Origin of the sequence: Pseudomonas sp. R43(2017) (assembly GCF_002112345.1) — a bacterium.
GTDB lineage: Bacteria > Pseudomonadota > Gammaproteobacteria > Pseudomonadales > Pseudomonadaceae > Aquipseudomonas > Aquipseudomonas kribbensis.
In genome coordinates this window covers 701773-723231 of the sequence record NZ_NEHJ01000001.1, presented here as the reverse complement: position 1 = coordinate 723231, position 21459 = coordinate 701773, and the positions used below count along the sequence as shown (strand labels likewise).

At 59.4% G+C, this 21459-nt stretch carries 23 protein-coding genes; 20 read left to right on the top strand and 3 right to left on the bottom strand.

What is annotated here, in order from left to right:
• The 17 genes from CAG02_RS03160 to CAG02_RS03080 all read left to right on the top strand — a co-directional run bounded on the left by CAG02_RS03160 (position 1) and on the right by CAG02_RS03080 (position 15022).
• Positions 1 to 1488 carry a terminase gene (locus tag CAG02_RS03160; RefSeq protein ID WP_085708285.1) on the top strand — a complete coding sequence of 496 codons (1488 nt, stop codon included), beginning with the start codon at positions 1 to 3 and terminating at the stop codon, positions 1486 to 1488.
• Positions 1485 to 2903 (top strand): DUF4055 domain-containing protein, encoded by a 1419-nt coding sequence (locus tag CAG02_RS03155; protein WP_085708284.1) that lies wholly within the window; start codon positions 1485 to 1487, stop codon positions 2901 to 2903. Before CAG02_RS03160 ends, CAG02_RS03155 begins: the two co-directional genes overlap by 4 nt.
• Positions 2878 to 3963 carry a minor capsid protein gene (locus tag CAG02_RS03150; protein WP_085708283.1) on the top strand — a complete coding sequence of 362 codons (1086 nt, stop codon included), beginning with the start codon at positions 2878 to 2880 and terminating at the stop codon, positions 3961 to 3963. Before CAG02_RS03155 ends, CAG02_RS03150 begins: the two co-directional genes overlap by 26 nt.
• 82 nt (positions 3964 to 4045) lie before the next feature.
• Complete coding sequence (locus CAG02_RS03145; protein ID WP_085708282.1) at positions 4046 to 4774, top strand: hypothetical protein; 729 nt, start codon at positions 4046 to 4048, stop codon at positions 4772 to 4774.
• A 12-nt stretch (positions 4775 to 4786) separates the two neighbouring features.
• A complete protein-coding gene (locus CAG02_RS03140) occupies positions 4787 to 5749 on the top strand; it encodes a major capsid protein (protein WP_039772291.1) in 963 nt (320 codons plus the stop codon).
• Positions 5750 to 5794: 45 nt separating this feature from the next.
• On the top strand, positions 5795 to 6385 hold the full coding sequence (locus CAG02_RS03135; protein ID WP_085708281.1) for a hypothetical protein: 591 nt from the start codon (positions 5795 to 5797) through the stop codon (positions 6383 to 6385).
• A gap of 55 nt (positions 6386 to 6440) precedes the next feature.
• Positions 6441 to 6944 carry a DnaT-like ssDNA-binding protein gene (locus CAG02_RS03130; RefSeq protein WP_085708280.1) on the top strand — a complete coding sequence of 168 codons (504 nt, stop codon included), beginning with the start codon at positions 6441 to 6443 and terminating at the stop codon, positions 6942 to 6944.
• A gap of 2 nt (positions 6945 to 6946) precedes the next feature.
• Positions 6947 to 7318 carry a hypothetical protein gene (locus CAG02_RS03125; protein WP_085708279.1) on the top strand — a complete coding sequence of 124 codons (372 nt, stop codon included), beginning with the start codon at positions 6947 to 6949 and terminating at the stop codon, positions 7316 to 7318.
• On the top strand, positions 7315 to 7971 hold the full coding sequence (locus tag CAG02_RS03120; RefSeq protein ID WP_085708278.1) for a hypothetical protein: 657 nt from the start codon (positions 7315 to 7317) through the stop codon (positions 7969 to 7971). The genes CAG02_RS03125 and CAG02_RS03120 overlap by 4 nt, the downstream gene beginning before the upstream one ends.
• Positions 7968 to 8384: a phage tail terminator-like protein gene (locus tag CAG02_RS03115; protein WP_085708277.1), complete on the top strand. Its 417-nt coding sequence runs from the start codon at positions 7968 to 7970 to the stop codon at positions 8382 to 8384. Before CAG02_RS03120 ends, CAG02_RS03115 begins: the two co-directional genes overlap by 4 nt.
• Positions 8385 to 8454: 70 nt before the next feature.
• Positions 8455 to 9111: a phage tail protein gene (locus tag CAG02_RS03110; RefSeq protein ID WP_085708276.1), complete on the top strand. Its 657-nt coding sequence runs from the start codon at positions 8455 to 8457 to the stop codon at positions 9109 to 9111.
• Positions 9112 to 9120: 9 nt separating this feature from the next.
• Positions 9121 to 9501: a phage tail assembly chaperone gene (locus CAG02_RS03105; RefSeq protein ID WP_085708275.1), complete on the top strand. Its 381-nt coding sequence runs from the start codon at positions 9121 to 9123 to the stop codon at positions 9499 to 9501.
• 14 nt (positions 9502 to 9515) lie between these two features.
• The gene (locus CAG02_RS03100; RefSeq protein ID WP_085708274.1) at positions 9516 to 9818 is read left to right on the top strand and encodes a DUF1799 domain-containing protein; all 303 of its coding nucleotides are present in this window, start codon (positions 9516 to 9518) and stop codon (positions 9816 to 9818) included.
• A complete protein-coding gene (locus CAG02_RS03095) occupies positions 9815 to 13144 on the top strand; it encodes a phage tail tape measure protein (protein WP_085708273.1) in 3330 nt (1109 codons plus the stop codon). Before CAG02_RS03100 ends, CAG02_RS03095 begins: the two co-directional genes overlap by 4 nt.
• Positions 13144 to 13482 (top strand): phage tail protein, encoded by a 339-nt coding sequence (locus CAG02_RS03090; protein WP_085708272.1) that lies wholly within the window; start codon positions 13144 to 13146, stop codon positions 13480 to 13482. Before CAG02_RS03095 ends, CAG02_RS03090 begins: the two co-directional genes overlap by 1 nt.
• A gap of 9 nt (positions 13483 to 13491) precedes the next feature.
• Positions 13492 to 14241 carry a phage minor tail protein L gene (locus tag CAG02_RS03085; protein WP_085708271.1) on the top strand — a complete coding sequence of 250 codons (750 nt, stop codon included), beginning with the start codon at positions 13492 to 13494 and terminating at the stop codon, positions 14239 to 14241.
• 1 nt (position 14242) lies between these two features.
• The gene (locus CAG02_RS03080) at positions 14243 to 15022 is read left to right on the top strand and encodes a C40 family peptidase (RefSeq protein WP_085708270.1); all 780 of its coding nucleotides are present in this window, start codon (positions 14243 to 14245) and stop codon (positions 15020 to 15022) included.
• A 130-nt stretch (positions 15023 to 15152) separates the two neighbouring features.
• On the opposite strand, the gene CAG02_RS03075 is transcribed toward CAG02_RS03080, so the two are convergent.
• Together CAG02_RS03075 and CAG02_RS03070 are read right to left on the bottom strand one after the other, a co-directional pair.
• Complete coding sequence (locus tag CAG02_RS03075) at positions 15153 to 15392, bottom strand: hypothetical protein (protein WP_085708269.1); 240 nt, start codon at positions 15390 to 15392, stop codon at positions 15153 to 15155.
• A 99-nt stretch (positions 15393 to 15491) separates the two neighbouring features.
• On the bottom strand, positions 15492 to 15743 hold the full coding sequence (locus CAG02_RS03070) for a hypothetical protein (RefSeq protein ID WP_085708268.1): 252 nt from the start codon (positions 15741 to 15743) through the stop codon (positions 15492 to 15494).
• Between the two features lie 137 nt (positions 15744 to 15880).
• Between CAG02_RS03070 and CAG02_RS03065 the strand changes: the two genes are divergently transcribed.
• The gene (locus CAG02_RS03065; RefSeq protein ID WP_085708267.1) at positions 15881 to 16771 is read left to right on the top strand and encodes a hypothetical protein; all 891 of its coding nucleotides are present in this window, start codon (positions 15881 to 15883) and stop codon (positions 16769 to 16771) included.
• Between the two features lie 136 nt (positions 16772 to 16907).
• Here the strand turns inward: CAG02_RS03065 and CAG02_RS29765 are convergent, their stop codons facing one another.
• Positions 16908 to 17273, bottom strand: coding sequence for a hypothetical protein (locus CAG02_RS29765; RefSeq protein WP_170931557.1), 366 nt, complete (start codon positions 17271 to 17273; stop codon positions 16908 to 16910).
• Between CAG02_RS29765 and CAG02_RS03055 the strand changes: the two genes are divergently transcribed.
• Both CAG02_RS03055 and CAG02_RS03050 read left to right on the top strand, forming a co-directional pair.
• Positions 17272 to 17832: a tail assembly protein gene (locus CAG02_RS03055; RefSeq protein ID WP_085708733.1), complete on the top strand. Its 561-nt coding sequence runs from the start codon at positions 17272 to 17274 to the stop codon at positions 17830 to 17832. The genes CAG02_RS29765 and CAG02_RS03055 overlap by 2 nt on opposite strands.
• 58 nt (positions 17833 to 17890) lie before the next feature.
• Positions 17891 to 21454 (top strand): host specificity protein J, encoded by a 3564-nt coding sequence (locus tag CAG02_RS03050; protein WP_085708265.1) that lies wholly within the window; start codon positions 17891 to 17893, stop codon positions 21452 to 21454.
• Positions 21455 to 21459: the final 5 nt, after the last annotated feature.

Genomic DNA, 21459 nt, shown 5'->3' with positions numbered 1-21459 from the left:
ATGAAGCCCGAGCACATGAAGCTGCTCCGGGACAAGCGTTGGCGGTTGAACAATCTCTACTTCATCACCGACAAGCAGGGCAAGAAAGTCCGCTTCAGGATGACGGATGAGCAGATTGAATACTTCGAAGGGATGCACACCCGGAACATCATCCTGAAGGCTCGGCAGCTCGGCTTCACCACTGAGTGCTGCATCATCCAACTCGACGCAGCACTGTTCGAGTCGGCCAAGTGCGCACTGATCGCCCACACCCTGAACGACGCCAAGCGTTTGTTCCGGGAGAAGGTGAAGTACGCCTACGACAATTTGCCGAAAGAGATCCGCGCGGCCAACCCGGCGAGCAACGACGCTGCCGGCGAGCTTGTGTTCAGCAAGGGTGGTTCGCTCTACGTCAGCACGTCCTTCCGAGGCGGCACGCTGCGTTACCTGCATGTGTCCGAGTTCGGGAAGATCTGCGCCAAGTTTCCGCACAAGGCCCGCGAGATCGTCACCGGCGCCTTCGAGGCGGTGGCTACTGATTGTTTCGTCACCATCGAATCCACGGCAGAGGGCCGGGCCGGCTACTTCTTCGACTATTCGCAGAGTGCCGAGAAGCAGCTTCTGTCAGGCACGCCGCTGGGCAAGCTGGATTGGAAGTTCTTTTTCTTCAGTTGGTGGAAGAACCAGGCCTACTGGCTCGACCCTGCAGAAGCGGTCATCCCGGAGCGCCTGACAAAATACTTCAATGAACTGGCGGCAAAGCACGGCATCGTCACAAACACAGGCCAGCGCGCCTGGTACGCCGCCAAGGAGAAGACCCTCGGCGACGACATGAAGCGGGAATACCCGTCGATCCCGGCCGAAGCCTTCCAGCAGTCGATCGAGGGCGCCTACTACGCCCAGCAGTTCACAAAGCTGTATGCCGCTCAGCGCATTGGCGCGATACCGAACAACAGCCATCTGCCGGTGATGACCTTCTGGGACATCGGCGTCAGCGATTCCACGGCCATCTGGTTCGTGCGCCAGGTTGGCGAAGAGTTTCACGTCATCGATTACTACGAGAACTCAGGCGAGGGCCTGCGGCATTACATGAAGGTGCTGAAAGATAAGGGTTACACCTACTCCGAGCACTGGGGGCCGCACGACATCGACAATCGAGAGTTCGGCAGCGATGCCAAGACCCGCCGAGAACTGGCCCGCGAGGGTTATGAGATCGACGGCGAGAGATACAGCATGACCTTCGAGATCGTCCCCAAGATCGGCGTCAACGACGGCATCGAGCAGGTTCGCGAAATCCTGCCCAAGTGCGTGTTCGATGAAGCCAAGTGCGAAGAAGGGATCGGTTGCCTCGAAAACTACAAAAAAGAATGGGACGACAAGCGCGGCTGCTGGAAAAACAACCCGCTCCATGACTGGACCTCTCACGGATCCGACGGATTCCGGTACTTCGCTGTCGCGAAGAGCGCCAGGAAGCCGGCCACCAAAATCAGAATGGGATACGCCCGATGAGCAACGACGTCTCCTTCAAGCGGGCGGATTACATCGAAGCGCTGGGCCGCTGGGCTACCGTGCGCGATGTATGTGCAGGCCAGCACCGAGTTGTTGACCGCCTGCCTTACATCAATGCGCACGATACATCGCCTGAGAACAAAGACCGCAACAAGGCCTACCGCGAGCGGGCGGTGTTCAAAAATGCCACGGGCCACACCCGAAACGGACTGCTCGGCCTGGCTTTTCACAAGGACCCAACGCTGGCTGTTGCGAAGAAGTTGGAGTATCTGCAAGACAACGCCAACGGCTCGGGCGTGAGCATCTACCAGCACTCGCAAGGCACGCTGGAAAAGGTACTTGAGGCTGGGCGGCATGGTCTTTACGTTGACTATCACCAAGACGCCGGCGCCGGTGGCCACTCTGTGATCTTGTCGTACTGCGCCGAAGACATCATCAACTGGCGTACAGGAATGGTGAACGGGCACAGCGTGCTGACTCTGGTGGTGCTACGCGAATCACCGGAGATCGAAGATGGCTTCGGTTTCAAAGTGGTGGAGCAATACCGGGAACTGGCGCTCGAGTCTGAGGGTTTTGTCTGTCGCGTTTGGCGCCGGTCCGGGCCCAAAGGCGGCGGGCCGCTGGCGGTTGTTGAGGAGTTCAGGCCCACGGGCACCGCTGGGCGCTTGAAAGAGATCCCGTTCACCTTCGTCGGTGCGCAGAACAACGATCCGAGTATCGATGAGTCGCCGCTGTACGACATTGCCATGATCAACCTGGGCCACTACCGGAACAGCGCTGACTATGAGGACAGCGTCTTTTGGTGCGGCCAGGCTCAGCCGTGGATTTCCGGACTGAATGAGCAATGGGTCAAGCTGCTTGAAGACAAGGGCATTTATGTCGGTTCAAGAGCACCCATGCTTCTTCCGGCCGGCGGCCAGTTCGGGTATGCCCAGCCTTTGCCGAACACGCTGGTCAAGGAGGCGATGGCCGACAAAAACCAGATGATGATTGAGCTGGGCGCCCGGATGGTCGTGGCTTCTCTATCGTCCAAGACGGCGACCGAAGCGCGCGGCGATCAGTCAGCGTCGACATCGGTGCTCGCCGGCTGCGTGGCCAACGTCAGCGAGGCTTACACCCGCGCAATCATGTGGTGCTGCACCTACATGGGCGTCGATGACGCGAAGGTTGCCTATCAGATCAACCAGGAATTCGTGGAACTGACGGCAGATCCGCAAATGATCACCGCGCTGGTCGGCCTCTGGCAGAACGGTGGATTCGCCAAAGCGGATCTCCGGGCGTACCTGCGCAAACTGGGCCTGATCGCGCCGGAGCGCACAGACCAGCAGATCGATGGCGAGCTGGCAGAGCAGGGCGACGGCCTGGGCTTGGATGATGAGGGCGTAATCGATGGCCGCAAACCAAGCAATCCTTGACGCTACGATCCGGCACGCAGTTTTCCTTGAAAAACTGAAAGCCGGGGAGGTGGGCAAGTTCGCTCCTTTCCTCAAGGAGATCGACCGCTCGATCCGCGACAGGCTGACCCAGTCGGATCTGACCGAGTACAACGTGAAGCGGCTGGAAGCGCTGCTGAAAGAGGTCGACAGTCTGCTCCTGGGCATCTTCGACCGCTACAGCGCGCAACTGAACCTCGATCTGATCGACATCGCCAACTACGAGGCTGAATTTGAGGCGTCGAGTCTGGCCCAGTCAGCTCCCGATGGAGTCTCGTTGGATGTGGTCGCACCGACGGCTGCGGCCATCCGTACTGCGGTGCTGACCAATCCACTCAGCGTGCGCGGCACCGGCGGCGGAAAGCTGCTGAAGTCGTTCATCAAGGGCTGGACCAGCGCAGAGCGTGAGCGCGTCACCGGCACGATCCGGCTGGGCTTCTTCGAAGGTCAAACGAACTTCCAGATCATCCGCAACATTCGCGGCACTAAGGCAGCCGGGTACAAGGACGGCGTTCTTGCCACCACCAACCGCAATGCCAGCACGGTCGTGCACACGGCGATTCAGCATGTGTCGTCTCAGGCGCGCATGGAGGTGGCCAAGGCCAACACGGACATCGTGTCCGAAGTCGAGATGGTCGCCACGCTGGACAGCAAGACCAGCCAGCAGTGTCGGTCGATGGATAAGCGACGATTCCCAGTCGATTCCGGGCCGCGCCCACCGTTTCACCCGAATTGCCGCACTACGTTCGTCCTGCTGACCAAGCTCAGCGAGATGTTCGCCAAGGGCGCTACGCGGGCCGCGGTGGGTGCTGATGGGGCAGGTCAGGTCAGTGCGAGCCTCGACTATTACCACTGGCTTCAGCAGCAGCCAGCGTCCTTTCAAGACGTGGCAATCGGGCCGGTCCGAGCAAAGCTGTTCCGCGAGGGCGGCCTGAGTGTCGAGCGCTTCGCAGAGCTGCAGCTCGATCGCAATTTCGCGCCGCTGACCCTCGCACAAATGAAGGCGCTGGAACCTCTGGCATTCGAGCGCGCCGGCATTTGACGCAACAAACTCAATCAACCGCCTTCTGGCGGTTTTTTATTGCCTGCAAAGCGGGCAACACATACCCAAGGGGTGCATCAACATGGCAGAAGAAAACGAAATCGACCTGGACAATCCGGCAATCAAGGCCGCTATCGCGACTGCCGTTGAGGTCTCCGTTTCTGGTCTGAAAACCAAAAACTCTGAACTGCTGGGCAAGCTGAAGGACACCACCACCAAGCTGTCGCAGTTCGAAACCCAATTCGAAGGCATCGACATTGACGCCGTCAAAGGCTTGCTCAGCCGGGCCGGCCAAGACGAAGAAACCAAGCTGCTGACTGAGGGCAAGGTGGACGAGGTGTTCAATCGTCGCACCGAGCGCTTGCGCGCCGACAACGATAAGCAGTTGAAAGCGCTCACCGCGCGGGCCGAGAAGGCCGAGGCATTCGCCGCCAAGTTCCAGGGCAAAGTCCTGGGCGATTCGGTACGCGGTGCGGCACTGAAAGCCGGCGCACTTCCTGAAGCAACCGACGACATCATTCTGCGCGCCAAGGGCGTGTTCTCGCTGAATGAAGAGGGCGAAGCGGTCGCCGTTGATGAATCCGGCCAGGTCATTCTCGGCAAAGACGGCAAAACCCCTCTGACCCCGCTCGAATGGGCGGAATCCTTGCGCGAAAGCGCACCTCATCTGTGGCCCAGGGCTACAGGAACGAATGCCCCGGGCGGGGGTGGCGGCCAGGCTGCATTCAAGCGCTCCGAAATGACTGCCGAGCAAAAGCGCGACTACCAGCGCAAGCACGGCCAAACCGCATATCTGCAACTGCCCAAGTAAGGGGATCCACCCATGGCAACGACTGTGAACAGCGACCTGATCATCTACAACGATGAGGCGCAAACCGCATACCTGGAGCGTGTCCAGGACAACCTCGACGTGTTCAACGCATCGTCCAATGGCGCGATCGTGCTCGATAACGAGTTAATCGAAGGCGACTTCCGCAAGCGCTCGTTCTACAAGATCGGCGGCTCGCTGGAGCATCGCGACGTCAACTCCACTGGCAAGGTGACTGCGAAGAAGATCGGTGCCGGTGAGGCCGTTGGCGTGAAAGCGCCGTGGAAATACGGTCCGTACCAGACCACCGAAGAGGCGTTCAAACGCCGCGGTCGTCCGGTCGACGAGTTCTCTCAGATCATCGGTGCAGACGTTGCTGACGCCACTCTGGAAGGCTTCATCCAGTACGCCACCGCCGCTTTGCGCGCCGCTATTGGCTCCAACGCGGGCATGGTGGTCACCGCCAACATCGAGACCGATGGCAAGAAGACCCTGACTCGCGGCATGCGCAAGTTCGGCGATAAGTTCGGCCGTATTGCTCTGTGGGTCATGCACTCCAGCGCCTACTTCGACATTGTCGACGAGGCCATCACCAACAAGATCTACGAGGAAGCAGGTGTCGTCATCTACGGCGGCTTGCCGGGCACTCTCGGCAAACCGGTGCTGGTAACCGATACCGCGCCGGCCGACGTGATTTTCGGTCTTCTGCCGAATGCAGTGGTGATCACCGAATCCCAGGCCCCGGGCTTCCGCTCCTACACGGTCGACGACGAAGAAAACCTCGGTATCGGATACCGCGCGGAAGGCACCGTGAATATCGACGTGCTGGGCTATAGCTGGAAGGACGCTACCGGCGGCTCGAACCCGACGCTGGCTGCGGTCGGCTCAGCGGCCAACTGGGTCAAGCATGCCGACAGCAACAAGGTCACCGCCGGCGTGATGATCACCCTGACCACTACGCCACCAGCCGGCGGCTGATACTGGCCCTGACAGCGGTCGGCAATGACCGCTACGGAGACTTTTATGGAACTGGTTTACTCCACTCAAAATTCGGACTTCGATCCGGAAAAGCGCTATCGAAATCCGGCTCACTTTGATCGGCCTGAAGCGGGTGTGACGCACGCAGTCGTCATCGGTGACTGGCCGAAAGTGGTCGACGCCTATGAGGCGCTGGGCGTTGAGGTTTCGATGTTGAAGCCTTTGATCAGCCGGACGGCTGATTCGGGTAACGCTGACGCCATTGTCGGTTTGGAACAGGACAACGCCGCGCTGCGCGCTGAGCGCGACGGCATTCTGCGACTGATCGACGCCGCCGAGGGGCAATCGGATCTGGAGCACCCTGGCGCCGGCGAACTGCCGATCCGCTTGTTCGGTGCGCTGAAAGCTATTCATGAAGGCTTTGAAGCTCTGACGGGTGAGCGCAACAACTTGGCGAGCGAGGTTGAATCCTTACGCGCCGAAGTCGAACGCCTCAAAGTGGCAGCTGCGCCGGTCGACAATGCCGAGAAGATCGCCAGCCTCAAAGCGCAACTCGACGCCGCCAACGTACCGTACCGGGCGAATGCTTCGGTTGAGTCGCTGGAAAAGGCGGTTTCGGAAATGCCGAAGGCGTGATAATCCGGGTGTCCATTCAATGGCGCCCGATTCAAAAAACACAGCGAGCTGATTCATGACACTCATCATCGAGGACGGCACCGGCAAACCTGACGCCGAAAGCTACGCATCTGCCGAGGATCTGGCCATGTACGCCGTGAAATTCGGCGTGGTCATTCCGGCGGAGGTACCAGCACAGGAAGCACTGCTGCGTCGTGCCGCACTGGCGATGGATGGCATGACGTGGAAAGGGCGGAAGACCAACAGCGAGCAGGCTCTGTCCTGGCCGCGCCGGGGCGTTGAGCTGGATCACGAGATCAAGCCTGACAATTACCTGCCGGCGCGGATCCAGTACGGTCAAATGGCTTTGGCTGCCGAAATTCACACCGACGACGTTCATCCGATCGACCAACGCCAGGGCGCAGTAATCCGTGAGCGTGTCGAAGGCGCGGTCGATGTCGAATACGCGCCCATCAGCAACGCCAGCGGCAGGCTTTTGCCGGCCGCTCCAGATCGACCCAGCCGAACCCAGTTCGCCGATTACCTGGCCAAGCGAGGCCTGTTTGCCGTGAGGGCCTGACAATGACCGCGTTCTACGACCGCACGGCTGCGACTGCTCTGCGGTTGATTACGCAGTTCGGCCAGCCCGTCATCATTCGTGCAACAACCGTAGGCGAGTACGACCCGGAAACCGGTTCGGCACCGCCCGACAGCACCAAAGAGCAGACTGCCCAAGGCATCCTGCTCGACTTCACCGGTCAGGAATTCCAGAACAACAGCCTAATCAAGCAGGGCGACAAGAAGCTCAAAATCGCCGCGCAGGGGCTGGAGTGGGTGCCGGATCTGCTGAACAAAGTGATCATTCAGGGCCGCACCTGGTCCATCGTGCCGCCGCTGAAAGAGGTGAATCCGGCCGGCACCCCAATCCTGTATGAGCTGCAGGTGCGGTCATGAGCAGAGCGGGCAGTGGCCAGTCCGGCAGCTTCGCCCTGAGCCTGGCTGAATTCGCCGCACAGACCAGCGAAGCCATCGACGCCAGCGTGCGCGAGATCATCATCGAGCTCGGTAGCAGCCTGATACGCATGTCGCCGGTGGGTAACCCTGAGATCTGGGCCGCTAACGTGGCGCATCGTGCAACCAACAGCCGCGCCGCCGACGACTACGATTTCAAAGTCGCCGTGCGCAACACCCTCATCAATCTCGATGAGAGCAACTTCACCAAGGCCGGGAAGCTTAAGCGCGGCGTGAAGTACGCCAAACCGCTGACCAAGACCGAGCGCGATCAGAACTTCAACGTGAACGGCCTGGTCGCCGGAAAGGATTACGTCGGTGGTCGATTCCGTGGGAACTGGCAGTTCTCGATCGGGACCCCGGCGGATGGAGTGCTTGACCAAGTCGACCCGGGCGGCAATGTCACTCTGGCGAAGCTGAAACTTCAGGTTGAGCAACTGACTATCGGGCAAACGGCGTACATCGTGAACAACCTGCCATATGCGGTTCCACTCGAGTACGGCCATTCCAAGCAGGCCCCGGGCGGCATGGTGCGCATCACGCTCGCGCGGTTCCAGCAGATCGTCGACGAAGCCATCAGGAACAACCAGGTATGAGCCATAACATCATCACTTCGATCTACGAAGCCCGGCTGATCGCCTGGGCGAAGGCCTTGCCCACACCGCTCAAGGTTGTGGTGGAGAACGAGGCATACACGCCCGTGGAGGGCGCTACATACCTGAAGGCGTTCACGTTGCCAGGTGATACAGCGAGCAGCACGCTTGCCGGCGATCACAGGCTGTTCACTGGCGTGTTTCAGGTCAGCATCGTGACGCCGTCCGGCAAATATCGCGGCGCTGCCGGTGCGCTGGCTGACCAGATCGCCGCAATGTTTCCGCTGTACGAGCGAAATACGAAGGGCGCACTGACCGTGGTGACCATGACACCGGTTGACCAAGGGCCAGGAATTCCAGACGACACAACCTACACCGTTCCGGTTTCGTTCGCGTACCGGGCCGACACCAACTAATCCGCCCATTGGGCAAAACCAGAACCCGCCATTGAGCGGGTTTTGTCATTTCTGAAGAGAGGAAAACCCCATGGCCGGCATTCAAATGCCCAACGGCGCAACGTTCGAAATTGCTTCCGCCTATGGCACTGCAATCCCATTCACCGCCCTGACCAATGCCAACCCGGCAGTGGCCACCGCCGTAGCGCACGGCCTGGCCGAGGGCGACATCATTGCTCTCAGCTCCGGCTGGACCCGCCTGGACGGCCGCGCCGTGCAAGTCGGCGAGATTGCCAGTGGCACCTTTGCGCTCGATGGTGTGAACACCACGAACATTCAGCAGTATCCAGCCGGTTCGGGCGTCGGTACCGCGCGCGAGGTGACCACCTTCACCGAAATCTCGAAAATCACCGAGCTCGGGTCGAGCGGCGGCGACCAGCAGTTTCTGACGTTCGGCTTCCTGGCTGACGATGATGACCGCCAGATGCCGACCACCAAGAACCCGATCACTCTTACCATTACGGTCGCCGACGATCCGTCGCAGCCCTATGTCGGTGTTTGCGAGGAGGCTGACGACGACAAGCAGGCCCGCGTTCTGCGCCTGAACCTGCCGGGCGGTAGCCGCATCATCTACAACGGCTACGTCTCCATCACTTCGACCCCGACAATGTCGCGCAACAACCTGATGACTCGCGTTATCAGCATCGCGCTGACCGGTCGCCCAACCCGTTACAGCGCCTCGGCGTAAGGAAGGCACATGGCAAAGTTCACACTCGCCCGGAATCCAACCTTCAATCACGTCGTCATGCTGCCAACGGTCGGTGGCGATCCGGTGAGCGTCGAGTTCGAGTTCAAATATCGCGACCGCACCGAACTGGCTGGCCTCTACGCAGAGTGGGGTGAGCGTCACAAAGCCCTCAAAGAAAAAGCAGAAGAGGCCGGCATTGAGCAGTTCACGGCTTTGCTGATTGATCTGCAGGTCGAGCAGTTGAAGGCGATCATCGCCGGCTGGGATATCGCCGAAGAGTTCACCGACGAAAACCTGCGCATCCTGGTCAAGTCCATCGCCGCCACTCCGGGCGCAGTGCTGGCCGCTTATTCCGATGCCTTCAGCAACGCACGCCTGGGAAACTCCTAAGCGTCTCCCGCAAGCTGTACGAGCCGGGGCCGTCAGCCGAATCGCTGGCGGCCTTCGGCCTTTCTCTTCGTGACATACCCGATGAACTCTGTGAGGTCTGGCCTGATGTCTGGCAGGCCTTCAAGGTCTTCGAGGCCATGGGCACCCAGTGGCGTACAGGCGCGTGCGGCGCTACCGGACTCGATTACACGTCAATTCGCCATGTCGCAGGCTTCCTCGGGCTTACCCGGTCGGAGGTCGCCGGCGTCTTTCCAGACATCCGCGTCATGGAAGCCGAAGCCCTGCGGGTGATGGCGGAACAGAGGGACAGTAAATGAGCACCACCTTCGCTTCCATGGGGATCAAGGTTGAGTCGTCAGAAGCAGTCAAAGCCGCTGACGATCTCGACAAGCTGGTCGACTCTGCCGTTGATGCTGAGAAAGCGATTGATGGTCTCGGCAAGACCGGTTCCGAGCTGGCTGACACTGGCAAGAAGATTGTTCAGGCCGAGAAGGAAGTCGCCCAGGAGATCGACAAGTCGACTGGAGCCACGCAGCGCCAGGCCGATGCTAGACGCAAGTCAGGTGCCAGCGCGACCAGCGAAATTGCGATCATCAGCCAGCTCGACAAGGCGATGTCCGGCAACATCGGTAGCATGGAGCAACTGATCCAGGCCGAAGGCTTGCTGGAGCGTGCTCGCAAGGGCGGTCTTGTGACCATTGAGCAGCAGGAGGCTTATCAGGACCGGCTTGCCAAGGCCTACGACAAGATCGAGAAAGCCGAAGCCAAGGAGGTGGCACAGAAACAGCGGCTGATCGACGCTGAAAACCGTCAGATTGAAGCATTGAAGCGCACGGTCAACGGCATCGACCCGGTCACTGCGAAGCTGGCAAAGCTGGAGGCGCAGGAGAAGGCGCTTAACGATCTGTACAAGGCCGGTCAGATCGACGCGGCTCGCTACGGTGAGGCGCTGGCGAAGATCGGCAAAGACCGTGACGGCCTGACCGCGACAGAAACTGCATTCGACAAGCTGAAGCTCGGCACCCGCCAGGCTCAAGAAAATGTGATGCAGCTGACCAATGCCCTGCAGTCTGGGGATTGGGGGAGTGGTGCGCGAGCTGTCGCTCAGTTGGGCGCCGGCGCGGGAGCTTCTGCCAAGAGCCTGGCCGCAGCACTGATTCCGGCCGGTTTGCTGGCTGGCGTCCTCGGCGCGCTGGGCTATGCCTACTTCGACGCACAGAAGCAGGCCCGCGAGTTCAATGTCGCCATCAACGGCGGATCGAACGATGCCGGGCAGAGCATTGCCAGCCTCAAGGTTATGGCTGAAACCGCTGGGGCGATCACTGAGAACTTTGCAGGCGCCCGCGAGGCAGTGATTGCACTGGCATCCGGCGCAGCCACCAGCGGCGTCCAAATGCAGAACCTGGCTCAGGCCGCCGCAGCAATTGGTGAAGTGACAGGGAAGGGCGCTGGAGACATTGCCAAGTCGCTCGCGAACGCCGGAGACACTGCCACAGAAGCCGCAGAGAAGATCAGCGACCAGTATGGGCTGCTCACCTACGAGCAGTACCAGACCATCAAGGCGATTGATGATCAGGGCGACCATCAGCGAGCGCTGGATGTCCTCAGTGAAGATCTCAATCGGTCGGCCCAGGAACGCCTGAAGAATTACCGCGAATCCCTGTCCGATATCGAACGCGATTGGGATCGGGTCAAGGTGGCCATCAAGGGCGCCTACGCTGAAGTCCGGTCAGAGATTTTCCCAGATCTGGCAAAGCAGATTGAAATCACCCAGCGCGTGCTGGACACCCGTAAGGGTGGCGGTGTTGCCGGCGCTCTATCTAACGGGCTTAGTTGGCTGAACTCCTCGCTGGGGCTTGCTGAGGGGGAGAATGACGACTCAACTCCGGCGTTGGAAGCCAGGCTTGCCGGGCTGAAGGCGCGCCTGTCAGCAAGCGAAAGCAACGCTGCCGCTACTGGTGAGGAGACCCGGGCGAACAAGGAATTGATCGCTGTCCAGAAAGAGCTGGACAAGCAGATGGACAACCTGAACCCGCTTGCAAAGCGTAAGGATGCCTACAAGAAGCTCAACGATCAGTTCAAGACACTTTATGAGAACGCCGATAAAACTGGCCAGAAGTCGGCGCTGCTGGATGGTGTTCAGTTTGACGGGAATAAGTTTTCCGGTGGTGCCTACGACAAGCTGCGAAAGGCAATCGACGAGCAGAAAAAGGATCCCAAGACAGCGGCAGGCAGCGTCGATCTATCTGGTTTCAATGACTCGAAAAATGCGCTCAGTACCGTGCTCGCCGAGTACAAAAATGCTCAAAAGGATTTGGAGGCATCGCAGAAGGCAGGGCTGATCTCGCAGGCAGATTATCTGCAAGCACGAGAGGCTATGATCGGCAACGAGCGCGACGAAGTTACTGCTGCGTATGAGGCTGAGATCGCCGCACTGGAAGCAGCGAAGAGCAAGGCAGGCACATCGGCGGCGCAGCGTATTCAGCTTGACCAGAAAATCGCCGATGCACGGGCCGCCATGGTCAAAGTTCAGCAGGATGCAGACACCGAACTGAGCGTACTGGCGAAAAACGAAGAAGGACGGCTGAAGAAGCAGGCCCTGGCGGTCAATACCTACACCAGTGCACTGCAGCAGCAAGTCACCACGCTACGCGAGCAAGGCCAGCGGGCAGCAGCAGGCATTGGTCTGGGTGATCGTCAGCGCGATCTAATGAGTCAGCAGAACGGCATCGATGATCGCTTCAACCAGCAGAAGCTCGAACTGGCGAATCAGTACGGCGATGGCTCACGCGGTATGAGCCTCGATGAGTACACGCAGAAGCTGGCAGCACTTAAGGCAACCCAGCAGGACCTGCACGACACGGTTCAAGCCAACTACGACGAGATGACGGCAGCCCAGAGCGACTGGAGTGCCGGAGCTTCGTCGGCGTGGCAGAACTATCTGGAGTCTGCGCAGAACGCCGCGGGGCAGACGAAAAGCCTCCTCACCAATGCGTTCAGTTCAGCAGAGGACGCTGTAGCCAGTTTCGCCATCAACGGTAAATTCTCGTTTTCTGACTTCACCAAATCGGTGTTGGCGGACATGGCGAAGATCGCCACTCGGCAGGCCACCTCGCAAGGGCTCAGCGCTCTATTCGGTATTGCCGCATCCGCGGCGGGTTCGTATTTCGGTGGTGGCGGCGGGAACGGATTGGCCGCCGGATCTGCCGGTGCCGTGTCGTCCGATCTCGGTGCTTCGCAGGCTGGCTATGCCGGTATCGATTTTTCTGGATACCGGGCGGCTGGCGGACCTGTTGCGCCGAACTCTCTGTACGAAGTCAACGAACTGGGGCCGGAGCTCTATAACGAGGGCGGGCGGTCATTCCTGATGACCGGTGCCAACGGCGGTAGCGTCACGCCTCTGACTGCCGGCGGCGGGCCTGCGCTGGCCGCAATGTCCAGCGGTGGCGGCATTACGTACAACTTTCCGGTGGCGGTCTCGGTGCAGACGTCTGGGAGCGACGGAGCGGGTGTTTCACAAGAGACAACCAACCAGCTCGGCAAGAGCATCCAGCAGGCAGCAAAAACCGAAGCGGAAACCGCGATCGCCAGAGCGTTGCAGCCGGGCGGTTCGATCTGGCGCCTGACAAATGGGAGGGCCTGATGGCCATTGAGAAATTCACCTGGCCAACCGAGCGCGGGGAAACGCCTGATATCAATTATCGGGTGCGCACCTCGAAGTTCGGCAATGGCTACGCGCAGAACGTCGGCGACGGCCCGAACAACAAGGAGGACTCCTACCCGGTTACCTGCGTAGGTCAAAAGGCCAAAGTGTTGGAGATCATGACGTTCCTCGACCGGCACGCCGGTGCAAGGGCGTTTCTCTGGACAACACCGCTCGGTGAGCTCGGTCTGTTCACCTGCAAAAATCCCGCTCCAACTCCGGTGGGTGGCGGCGTCTTCAAACTCACCGCCACGTTCGAGCGGGCATTCCAACCATAAGGGGCAATCATGCCGCTGATCAGTGACATCCAGGTGCTTGAGCCTGGCAGTGAAGTGCTGCTCTTTGAATTGGACGGCACGGAATACGGCGCGGACGTGCTGCGCTTCCACGGGCATGCGATCCCGCACACGGCCGCCGAGTTGATCGCCGCCGGCGACGACGCGGACCAGCTGCCCGCGAAGGCGATTTACTGGCAAGGCAACGAGTACAGCGCCTGGCCGATGCAGATGGACGGCATCGAGGCGAATGGCGACGGCACGGCCGTGCGGCCCACGCTATCGGTGGGCAACGTCAACGGGCGCATCACGGCGCTGTGCTTGGCGTTCGAGGATCTGCTCGAGTTCAAACTGACGATGCGTCACACCCTAGGCACGTACCTGGACGCGGCGAACTTCCCGGACGGCAACCCAACGGCGGATCCGACCCAAGAAACTATCGAGGTCTGGTACATCGACCAGAAGACGAACGAGGACGGGGAAACGGTCAGTTGGGAGCTTGCCAGCCCGGGCGACGTCGGCAACGAGTCCATCGGCCGACAGGCTACGACGCTGTGTCATTGGTGCCTCACCGGAGGCTACCGGGGGCCGAACTGTGGATACACGGGCTCATACGTCACGAAGGACGGCGTCGTCACCGATAACCCCGAACTGGACGAATGCGACGCCACACTCGGCAAGGGATGCATCCCACGATTCGGCGAGGGCAACCCGCTGCCGTTCGGTGGCTTTCCGGCCGTTTCGCTGATCGCAAGGAGCTGACATGCACAAACATATTTTGAACGCGATCCAGGCCCACGCGGCAGCCGAGTACCCGAAAGAGTGCTGCGGCCTGCTGCTGGCGGTGGGACGCAAACAGCAGTATTACCCGTGTCGCAACGTCTCGACCGAGCCGAACGAGGAATTCCGTATCGACCCAGAGGAATACGCCCAGGCCGAAGACCTCGGCGAGGTAATTGGTGTGGTGCACTCGCATCCGGACGCCACCAGCCGCCCGTCACCGCGCGACCTGGCCATGTGCGAGGCGACGGCCATGCCGTGGCACATCATCAGCTGGCCTGAAGGGGATTTGAGGACGGTCATGCCGTCCGGCGAGGTTCCGCTGCTCAAGCGCCCATTCGTACACGGTGCCTGGGACTGCTGGCAAGTCTGTGCCGACTGGTACAGGCGCGAGTGGGGACTGGAGTTCGAAGCCTTCAAGCGCGCCGACGGCTGGTGGGAGAGCAAGGACAACACCAGTCTGTACGAGGCGAACTACGAGGCCGCCGGTTTCTACCGGGTCGACCAACCGCAACGCGGTGACATGATCGTGATGGAAGTGGGGCGGACGGTTTACCCAAACCATGCTGGGATCTTCCTCGGCGCCGATCCGGCGTTACCCGGCGAGGATGCCGCTACGTTCGGCCCTGGCCCGTTCCTGCTGCACCACCTGTACGGCAGGCCGTCTGAGGTCATCGTTTTCGGCGGGCCGTGGCTAGACCGCACACGCCTGATTCTCAGGCACAAAGATGCACTGCAACCAACTGATGCGGCTGAGCCGTAGGAGGGAGTTATGAAGCGATCGACTGAAGCAGCGAACGGTGCAAAGCGTGACAGCAACGTGCCTGCCATGAACCACTGGCGCGTAAGCATGAAGCGCAGCGCGCGCAGCGGCGTTTATTACGCGGCGGGATTCAAGCGCCCTTTGTCACAGCCAGAATAAGGTTGTCGATGTAGCTCTTGTGCAGGTCGTTGTCGATGCCATCGCACTTCTCGGCTTTCAACCTACGCAGGTCGTCGGCAATTGCCTCGGCGATCGCAGGATTGCCAGCAGAGATGCGCCGGCCCAGAACTGAGGCGGCATTCAGGTTGAAAACTATGGCTGTCTTGAGTGCCAGCTCAAGTTCACTGACCCGCTGTTCGATTGTTTGCATGTGGGATTTTCCATCCTTGCGTTATCCGCGCCGAAATTGGCGCAATCCCAGTCCTTGGGCTTGCAGGCAAAGGACTGGGTGAAGTCCAGAGTTGCTGGTTCAGGCTTTGGTTTGAGTTCTAACGATCAACTCCCATTGCACGGGCTTACCCTTACATTGGTGCTGATTTTTGTTTTGAGGTGGAAACGGGTCACCCGCGTTTGAGGTGATTTCATCACCGCAGTGGTAGCAACGATAAATGCCAGAAACTGGCACCTTTTGTCCGATCCCGTAGATGTGTGTCCAATGTTCATTCTCCGGCTTATCAGTGGTCACGACATAGTTCTTGGTTTCTTCCGTAACGAATGCCATACCAGCCTCCTGTGCGGTAGTTCGGCGGCACAACGCTACTATGTCGGCTTTGGGTTCGGCTACTGGCTTTCTATCCACGCTGGATGGGCGGACAGGCCAATGCTACCCTCGACTCCTTACCATGGAGTCGGCGCAGTATGAAAAATGTGATTTTGTTGAGTATTTCTCTTTTTTTTCCCGCTTATGCCAGCGCTGAATGGCAGCAATCATCAGTCACAGATGAAATGCGAGAAAAAACCACCGCGGTCTTCACTCAAGTCGCAAAGCCTATCGATGGGAAGGGGCCCAGCGTCGAGATTTCAGTTATTGATAATGCGGACGGGCGCCCCGGCGCGGTGATATTTCTGGATGGCGGCGTGCCTGATAACTGCCCCGTAAAAGACAGTGCTTACTGCGAGATTAATGTAAAACTAGGCAGCGGCGCGGTTGAGAAGATGAGATTTACCCCTGCGGACAAGTCAAGGCTGATTCCCCAAAAATCAACAGCATTTGTTGGGTCTTTAAAGCTTGCGAGCACTATGTATGTGGAAATCGACATCAAAAATGTCGGGCCGAGGCAATACAAGTTTCAAACTGGCGGGCTACCTGTTGCCGTCGACCGATCACCTAATTTAACAGTCCATGGTTTTGATCTCGGCCAAGAGTACAAAGGCGATAAGCCGGGGCTTACACAGTTACGTGTCAACGGTTCCGATATTTGTTATCAGGTCAGTGATGGGGGGGACTCACTAGGCAACGGGCGCTTTCAAGATGCTCGGCTGTGTTTCTTCGAAGATGTTTTTTACCAAGCGATACTTAGCAAGGGCGAGAGCGGCTCCTACGAGGCTGGGAAAAAATATCTTATATCAGTCTTCGGAAAACCAGATACGGACTCTGTTTATCCCTCTTGGCCTAATGACGGCGACAAAGTGATTGTCAAATCCACTAAGCGTGCGTCTTACATGCCAGGATTGAAAAAGAGCGATGGGCTTTTTCTGATTTACGACGATATCGTTTCTTCGCTAGTGCCTTCTGCAGTGAGCAAATGAGAAAAAACGCCACTATGAGAATTCAAGTATTGGTAATTGCGGCCTTGTCTGTCTCAGCTTTGCTGGCGGGCTGTTCGACGTCTCCAGTTCCGTCCAGTGAAGCCGACCCGGTTCCATCGTCAAGATTGTTTGCTTTTCAAACCCCTGTGCGTGGTGATTCGATACTCGTTGTCACCAGGGATACGGGCTTTGTTGGTAGCGGCTGCAATACGACCGTGAGCATCGACGGTCGCCGGGCAGCAGAAATAGCCTCAGGCGAGACCGCGAAATTCCGCATTGCTCCAGGTGAGCACATTTTATCTGCGTCATCCTGCGGGAGCGGCCTGAAAGAAAGGGAAACGAACATAAATGCCGGAATCACTAAGAAGTTCAGGATATCCATAGACTCAGCGATGAGCATGGACTTATCACCCACCATGCAATGACAGAAGCCGCCTTCGGGCGGTTTTTTTATATCCGGAGAAAAAGACTTGGTAGCCACGCTCAGCAATAACCCAGCCATGACCACGATTCTTCTATCTGGCCCACTTATCAAGTTGTTCGGCCGTGTTCACTATCGTGAGCTCGGCAGCAGATCCGTGGGCGAGGCCTTCAAGGCGCTCAAGTGCACCCTGGAAGGATTTGAGGCGGCGATCAAAGACCTTGAGCGAAAGGGGATGCGTTTCGCGATTTTCAGGAATCGGAAAAACGTAGCTGAAAAAGATTTCGGCCTCGGCGGAACCCAAGAAATTCGCATCGTCCCGGTCATTTCTGGCAGCAAGCGGGCAGGCCTTCTTCAAACAATTATTGGGGCCGTTCTGGTCGTGGCGGGCTCGTACTTTGGGCAGCCATGGGCCGTGCAATTGGGCGCTGGTCTGGTAGCCGGCGGCGTCATCCAAATGCTCAGCCCCCAAGCCTCAGGCCTGAAGCAAAGCGCTTCCCCCGAAAACGCTCCCTCGTACGCCTTCGGTAGCGCCAAGAACACCACGGCCAGCGGCAACCCGGTGCCGATCTGCATCGGTCGGCGTCGGTGGGGTGGAATGATCATCTCGGCGTCGATCTACGCCGAAGACAAAACGTAAGCAGGACAGCAGCACACCAACCGCCCGTGAGGCGGTTTTTTTATGCCTGGAGGAAAGCATGGGCGCAGCGGAACAGATTGAGGTCTACGGCGAGAAGGGCGGCAGCAGCAAGCCGAAATCGCCAGTTGAAGCCAGCGACAGCCTGCGCTCGACCAACTTGGCGAAAATCCTGATCGCTGTGGGCGAAGGTGAGTTTGATGGCGTCCCAACCGATTACGACATCTACCTGGACAACACACCGATCCGCGATGCCAGCGGCAATTACAACTTCCCGAACGTGAAATGGGACTGGCGCCCGGGTTCTGTGGATCAGACCTACATCCCGGGCATTCCGGCTGTGGAGAACGAGACGTCACTGAACGTTGAGTTGCGCAGCGATGCACCGTGGGTGCGCTCGATCACCAATACTCAGCTTTCGGCCGTACGCATGCGCTTCGCATGGCCAGCGCTGCAACGAGTGGACGATGAAGGCAACGTCGGCGGATACCGCATCGATTACGCCATCGACCTGGCCACTGACGGTGGCGCCTATCAACAGGTGTATCCAGACGCGGCGGACGGTAAAACCACCACCCGTTATGAGCGTTCGCGTCGCATTGACCTGCCGCCGGCCACCACTGGCTGGCAGATCCGGGTGCGGCGCCTGACGCCGAACCAGAACAGCAACAAGATCGCTGACACCATGCTGATCGCCGGCATCACCGAGATCATCGACGCGAAGCTGCGCTACCCGAACACCGCGCTGCTCTACATCGAGTTCGACGCTGAGCAATTCACCAACATCCCGGCCGTGACCGTGGAGTGCAATGCCCGGCGCTGGATGGTGCCGAGCAACTATGACCCGATCCTGCGCACCTATACCGGGACGTGGGATGGTTCGATGAAATCGGCCTGGACCAATAACCCGGCGTGGATCACCTACGGCATCTGCACCAACGAAATGTTCGGCCTGGGCAAGCGCATCAAGCCGTTCATGGTCGACAAGTGGGAGCTGTACCGGATTGCCCAGTATTGCGACCAGCTGGTGCCGAACGGGTTGGGCGGTCATGAACCGCGCTTCCTCTGCGACATGAACCTGCAGGGCAAGGCCGACGCCTGGTCGCTGCTGCGCGACATCTCGGCGATTTACCGTGGCATGACCTACTGGGCTCAGGGCCAGCTGGTGATGCAGGCCGACATGCCGCGCGCGCAGGATTTCGACTACGTCTTCACCCGTGCCAACGTCATCGACGGCAAGTTTTCCTACGGCAGCGCCTCGGCGAAGACCCGATACACCCGGGCGCTGGTCAGCTACGACAACCCGGCGAACAACTACGACACCGACGTGATTCCGTTCGCCGACCTGGACCTGCAACGCCGCTACGGAGACCGGCCAACCGAGCTGAGCGCCATTGGCTGCACCCGGGCATCCGAGGCGCAGCGCCGGGGCAAGTGGGCGATCCTCAGCAACAATCAGGACCGCACCGTGTCGTTCAAGACCGGCATGGAGGGCGTGATCCCGCTGCCGGGACACATCATCCCTGTCGCGGATTCGCTGCTGGCGGGGCGGGAGGTCGGCGGACGGATCTCGTCGGCGTCTGGCCGCGTGGTGACGCTCGACCGTGACACCCAGGCCAAGGTCGGTGATCGCCTGATCATCAACTTGCCAGGTGGTCGCGCGGAGGGACGCACCGTACAAAGCGTCAACGGCCGCGCGGTGACCGTCACCACCAACTACAGCGAGCCGCCGATCGCGCAACTGCAATGGGCGCTCGATGCCAACGATTTGGCAATCCCGCTCTACCGCGTGTTGCGCACGAAGCGCACCACCGAGGGCGATTTCGAAATCAGTGCGCTGCAGTACGAACCGAGCAAATTCGCCTACATCGACACCGGAGCCCGCTTGGAAGAGCGGCCAATCAGCGTGATTCCGATCACCGTGGTTCCGGCGCCGGCCAGCGTCACCCTCGCGTCAACGTCGTCGGTGGTGCAGGGGTTGGCCGTGGCCACCATGACGATCAGTTGGCCCGCCGTAGATGGCGCGGTCGGCTATGACGTGGAGTGGCGCAAGGACAGCGGTAACTGGATCAAGCTCCAGCGCACCGGCATGACCAACGTGGACGTGGTCGGGATTTACGCCGGCGCCTACGTGGCCCGCGTCCGGGCCGTAAGCGCGTATGACATCACGTCGATCTGGCGCAACTCGATCCTGACCAACCTCAGCGGCAAGCAGGGGCTGCCGCCGGCGCTGGCCTACTTAAACGCTACGCCATTGCTGTTCGGGATCTATCTGAAGTGGGGTTTCCCGGCGGGCGCCGAGGACAGCCAGCGGACTGAAATCTGGTACAGCCAGACAACTCAGCTCGATATGGCAACCAAGCTGACCGACTTGGCTTACCCGCAGAGTGACTTTTCCATGCTCGGCCTGCGCGCTGGCGTGACGTTCTACTTCTGGGGACGGATCGTCGACAAGATCGGCAACATCGGGCCGTGGTACCCGATCGGGATGGGTGTTCAAGGGCAGTCGAGTTCAGACGCGGCGGCGATTCTGGAAATGATCGCCGGCGAGATCGGCCGCACGGAGTTGGGCAAGGATATCCTCGACGAGATCGACAAGATTCCTGGTTTGCAGGCGCAGATCGATGCACTCGACGGGCTGAAGGGCTACGACCCTGAAGCAACCTACGAGGAGTACGACCTTGTCGTGGTGGGAAAACGCATCTACCAGGCCACTGGCGATGTGCCGCTGAACACCCCACCGCCCAACGAAAACTACTGGCTTGACGTTGGCCAGACTGTGCAGACGGCGAACGGGCTTGCTCAGCAGGTGGCGACCAACACCGCCGAGATTATCGAACTCGACGGCGTGGTCACGGCGCAAGCGACAGCCTTTGAGGCATTGCGGGCTTCATGGCGTGATGACGACGGGCAAGGCGATCTGGACGGCGCGATAAAAGAGTGGGGCAGTACTGCGGCGATCGCATCCGAGAAGAAGGTGAGGGCGTCAGAGAACCACGCGACCGCTCAAACGGTTGAGACTCTGACAGCCGTTGTCGGCGAGAACCAGGCGAACGTAGCTGACCTCCGGCAGACGGTTGCCACGGACAAGGAGGCCACGGCGCAGGCAATCACTCAGGTCACTGCGAAAGTTGGCGAGAACACCGCAGCAATTCAGGAAACAGCCACAGCCTTCGCTGATGTGAACGGCAATCTGAAAACGATGTGGTCGGTGAAAATGTCGGTCACGGCAAATGGACAGTACGTCGCAGCAGGTATTGGGCTGGGCATCGAGAACGTGAACGGTGTGTTCCAGAGCCAGTTCCTGGTGGCTGCTGATCGGTTCGCCATCGTCAACACGATTGCCGGCGGCGCCATCTCGGTTCCGTTCGCGGTTCAGGGTGGCCAGGTGTTCATGAACTCTGCGTTCATTGCCGACGGCACGATCACCAACGCCAAGATCGGCAGCTACATCAGCTCGACCAACTACATCGCCGGCCAGCAAGGCTGGATTCTCAACAAAGACGGAACGCTGGAAATCAACGGCATCGTGCCCGGTCAGGGTCGGCTGGTGATCAACTCGCTGAACGTTTCTGTCTACGACGCCAACAACGTGTTGCGGGTCCGGCTCGGTTACCAGGGGTGATTAAT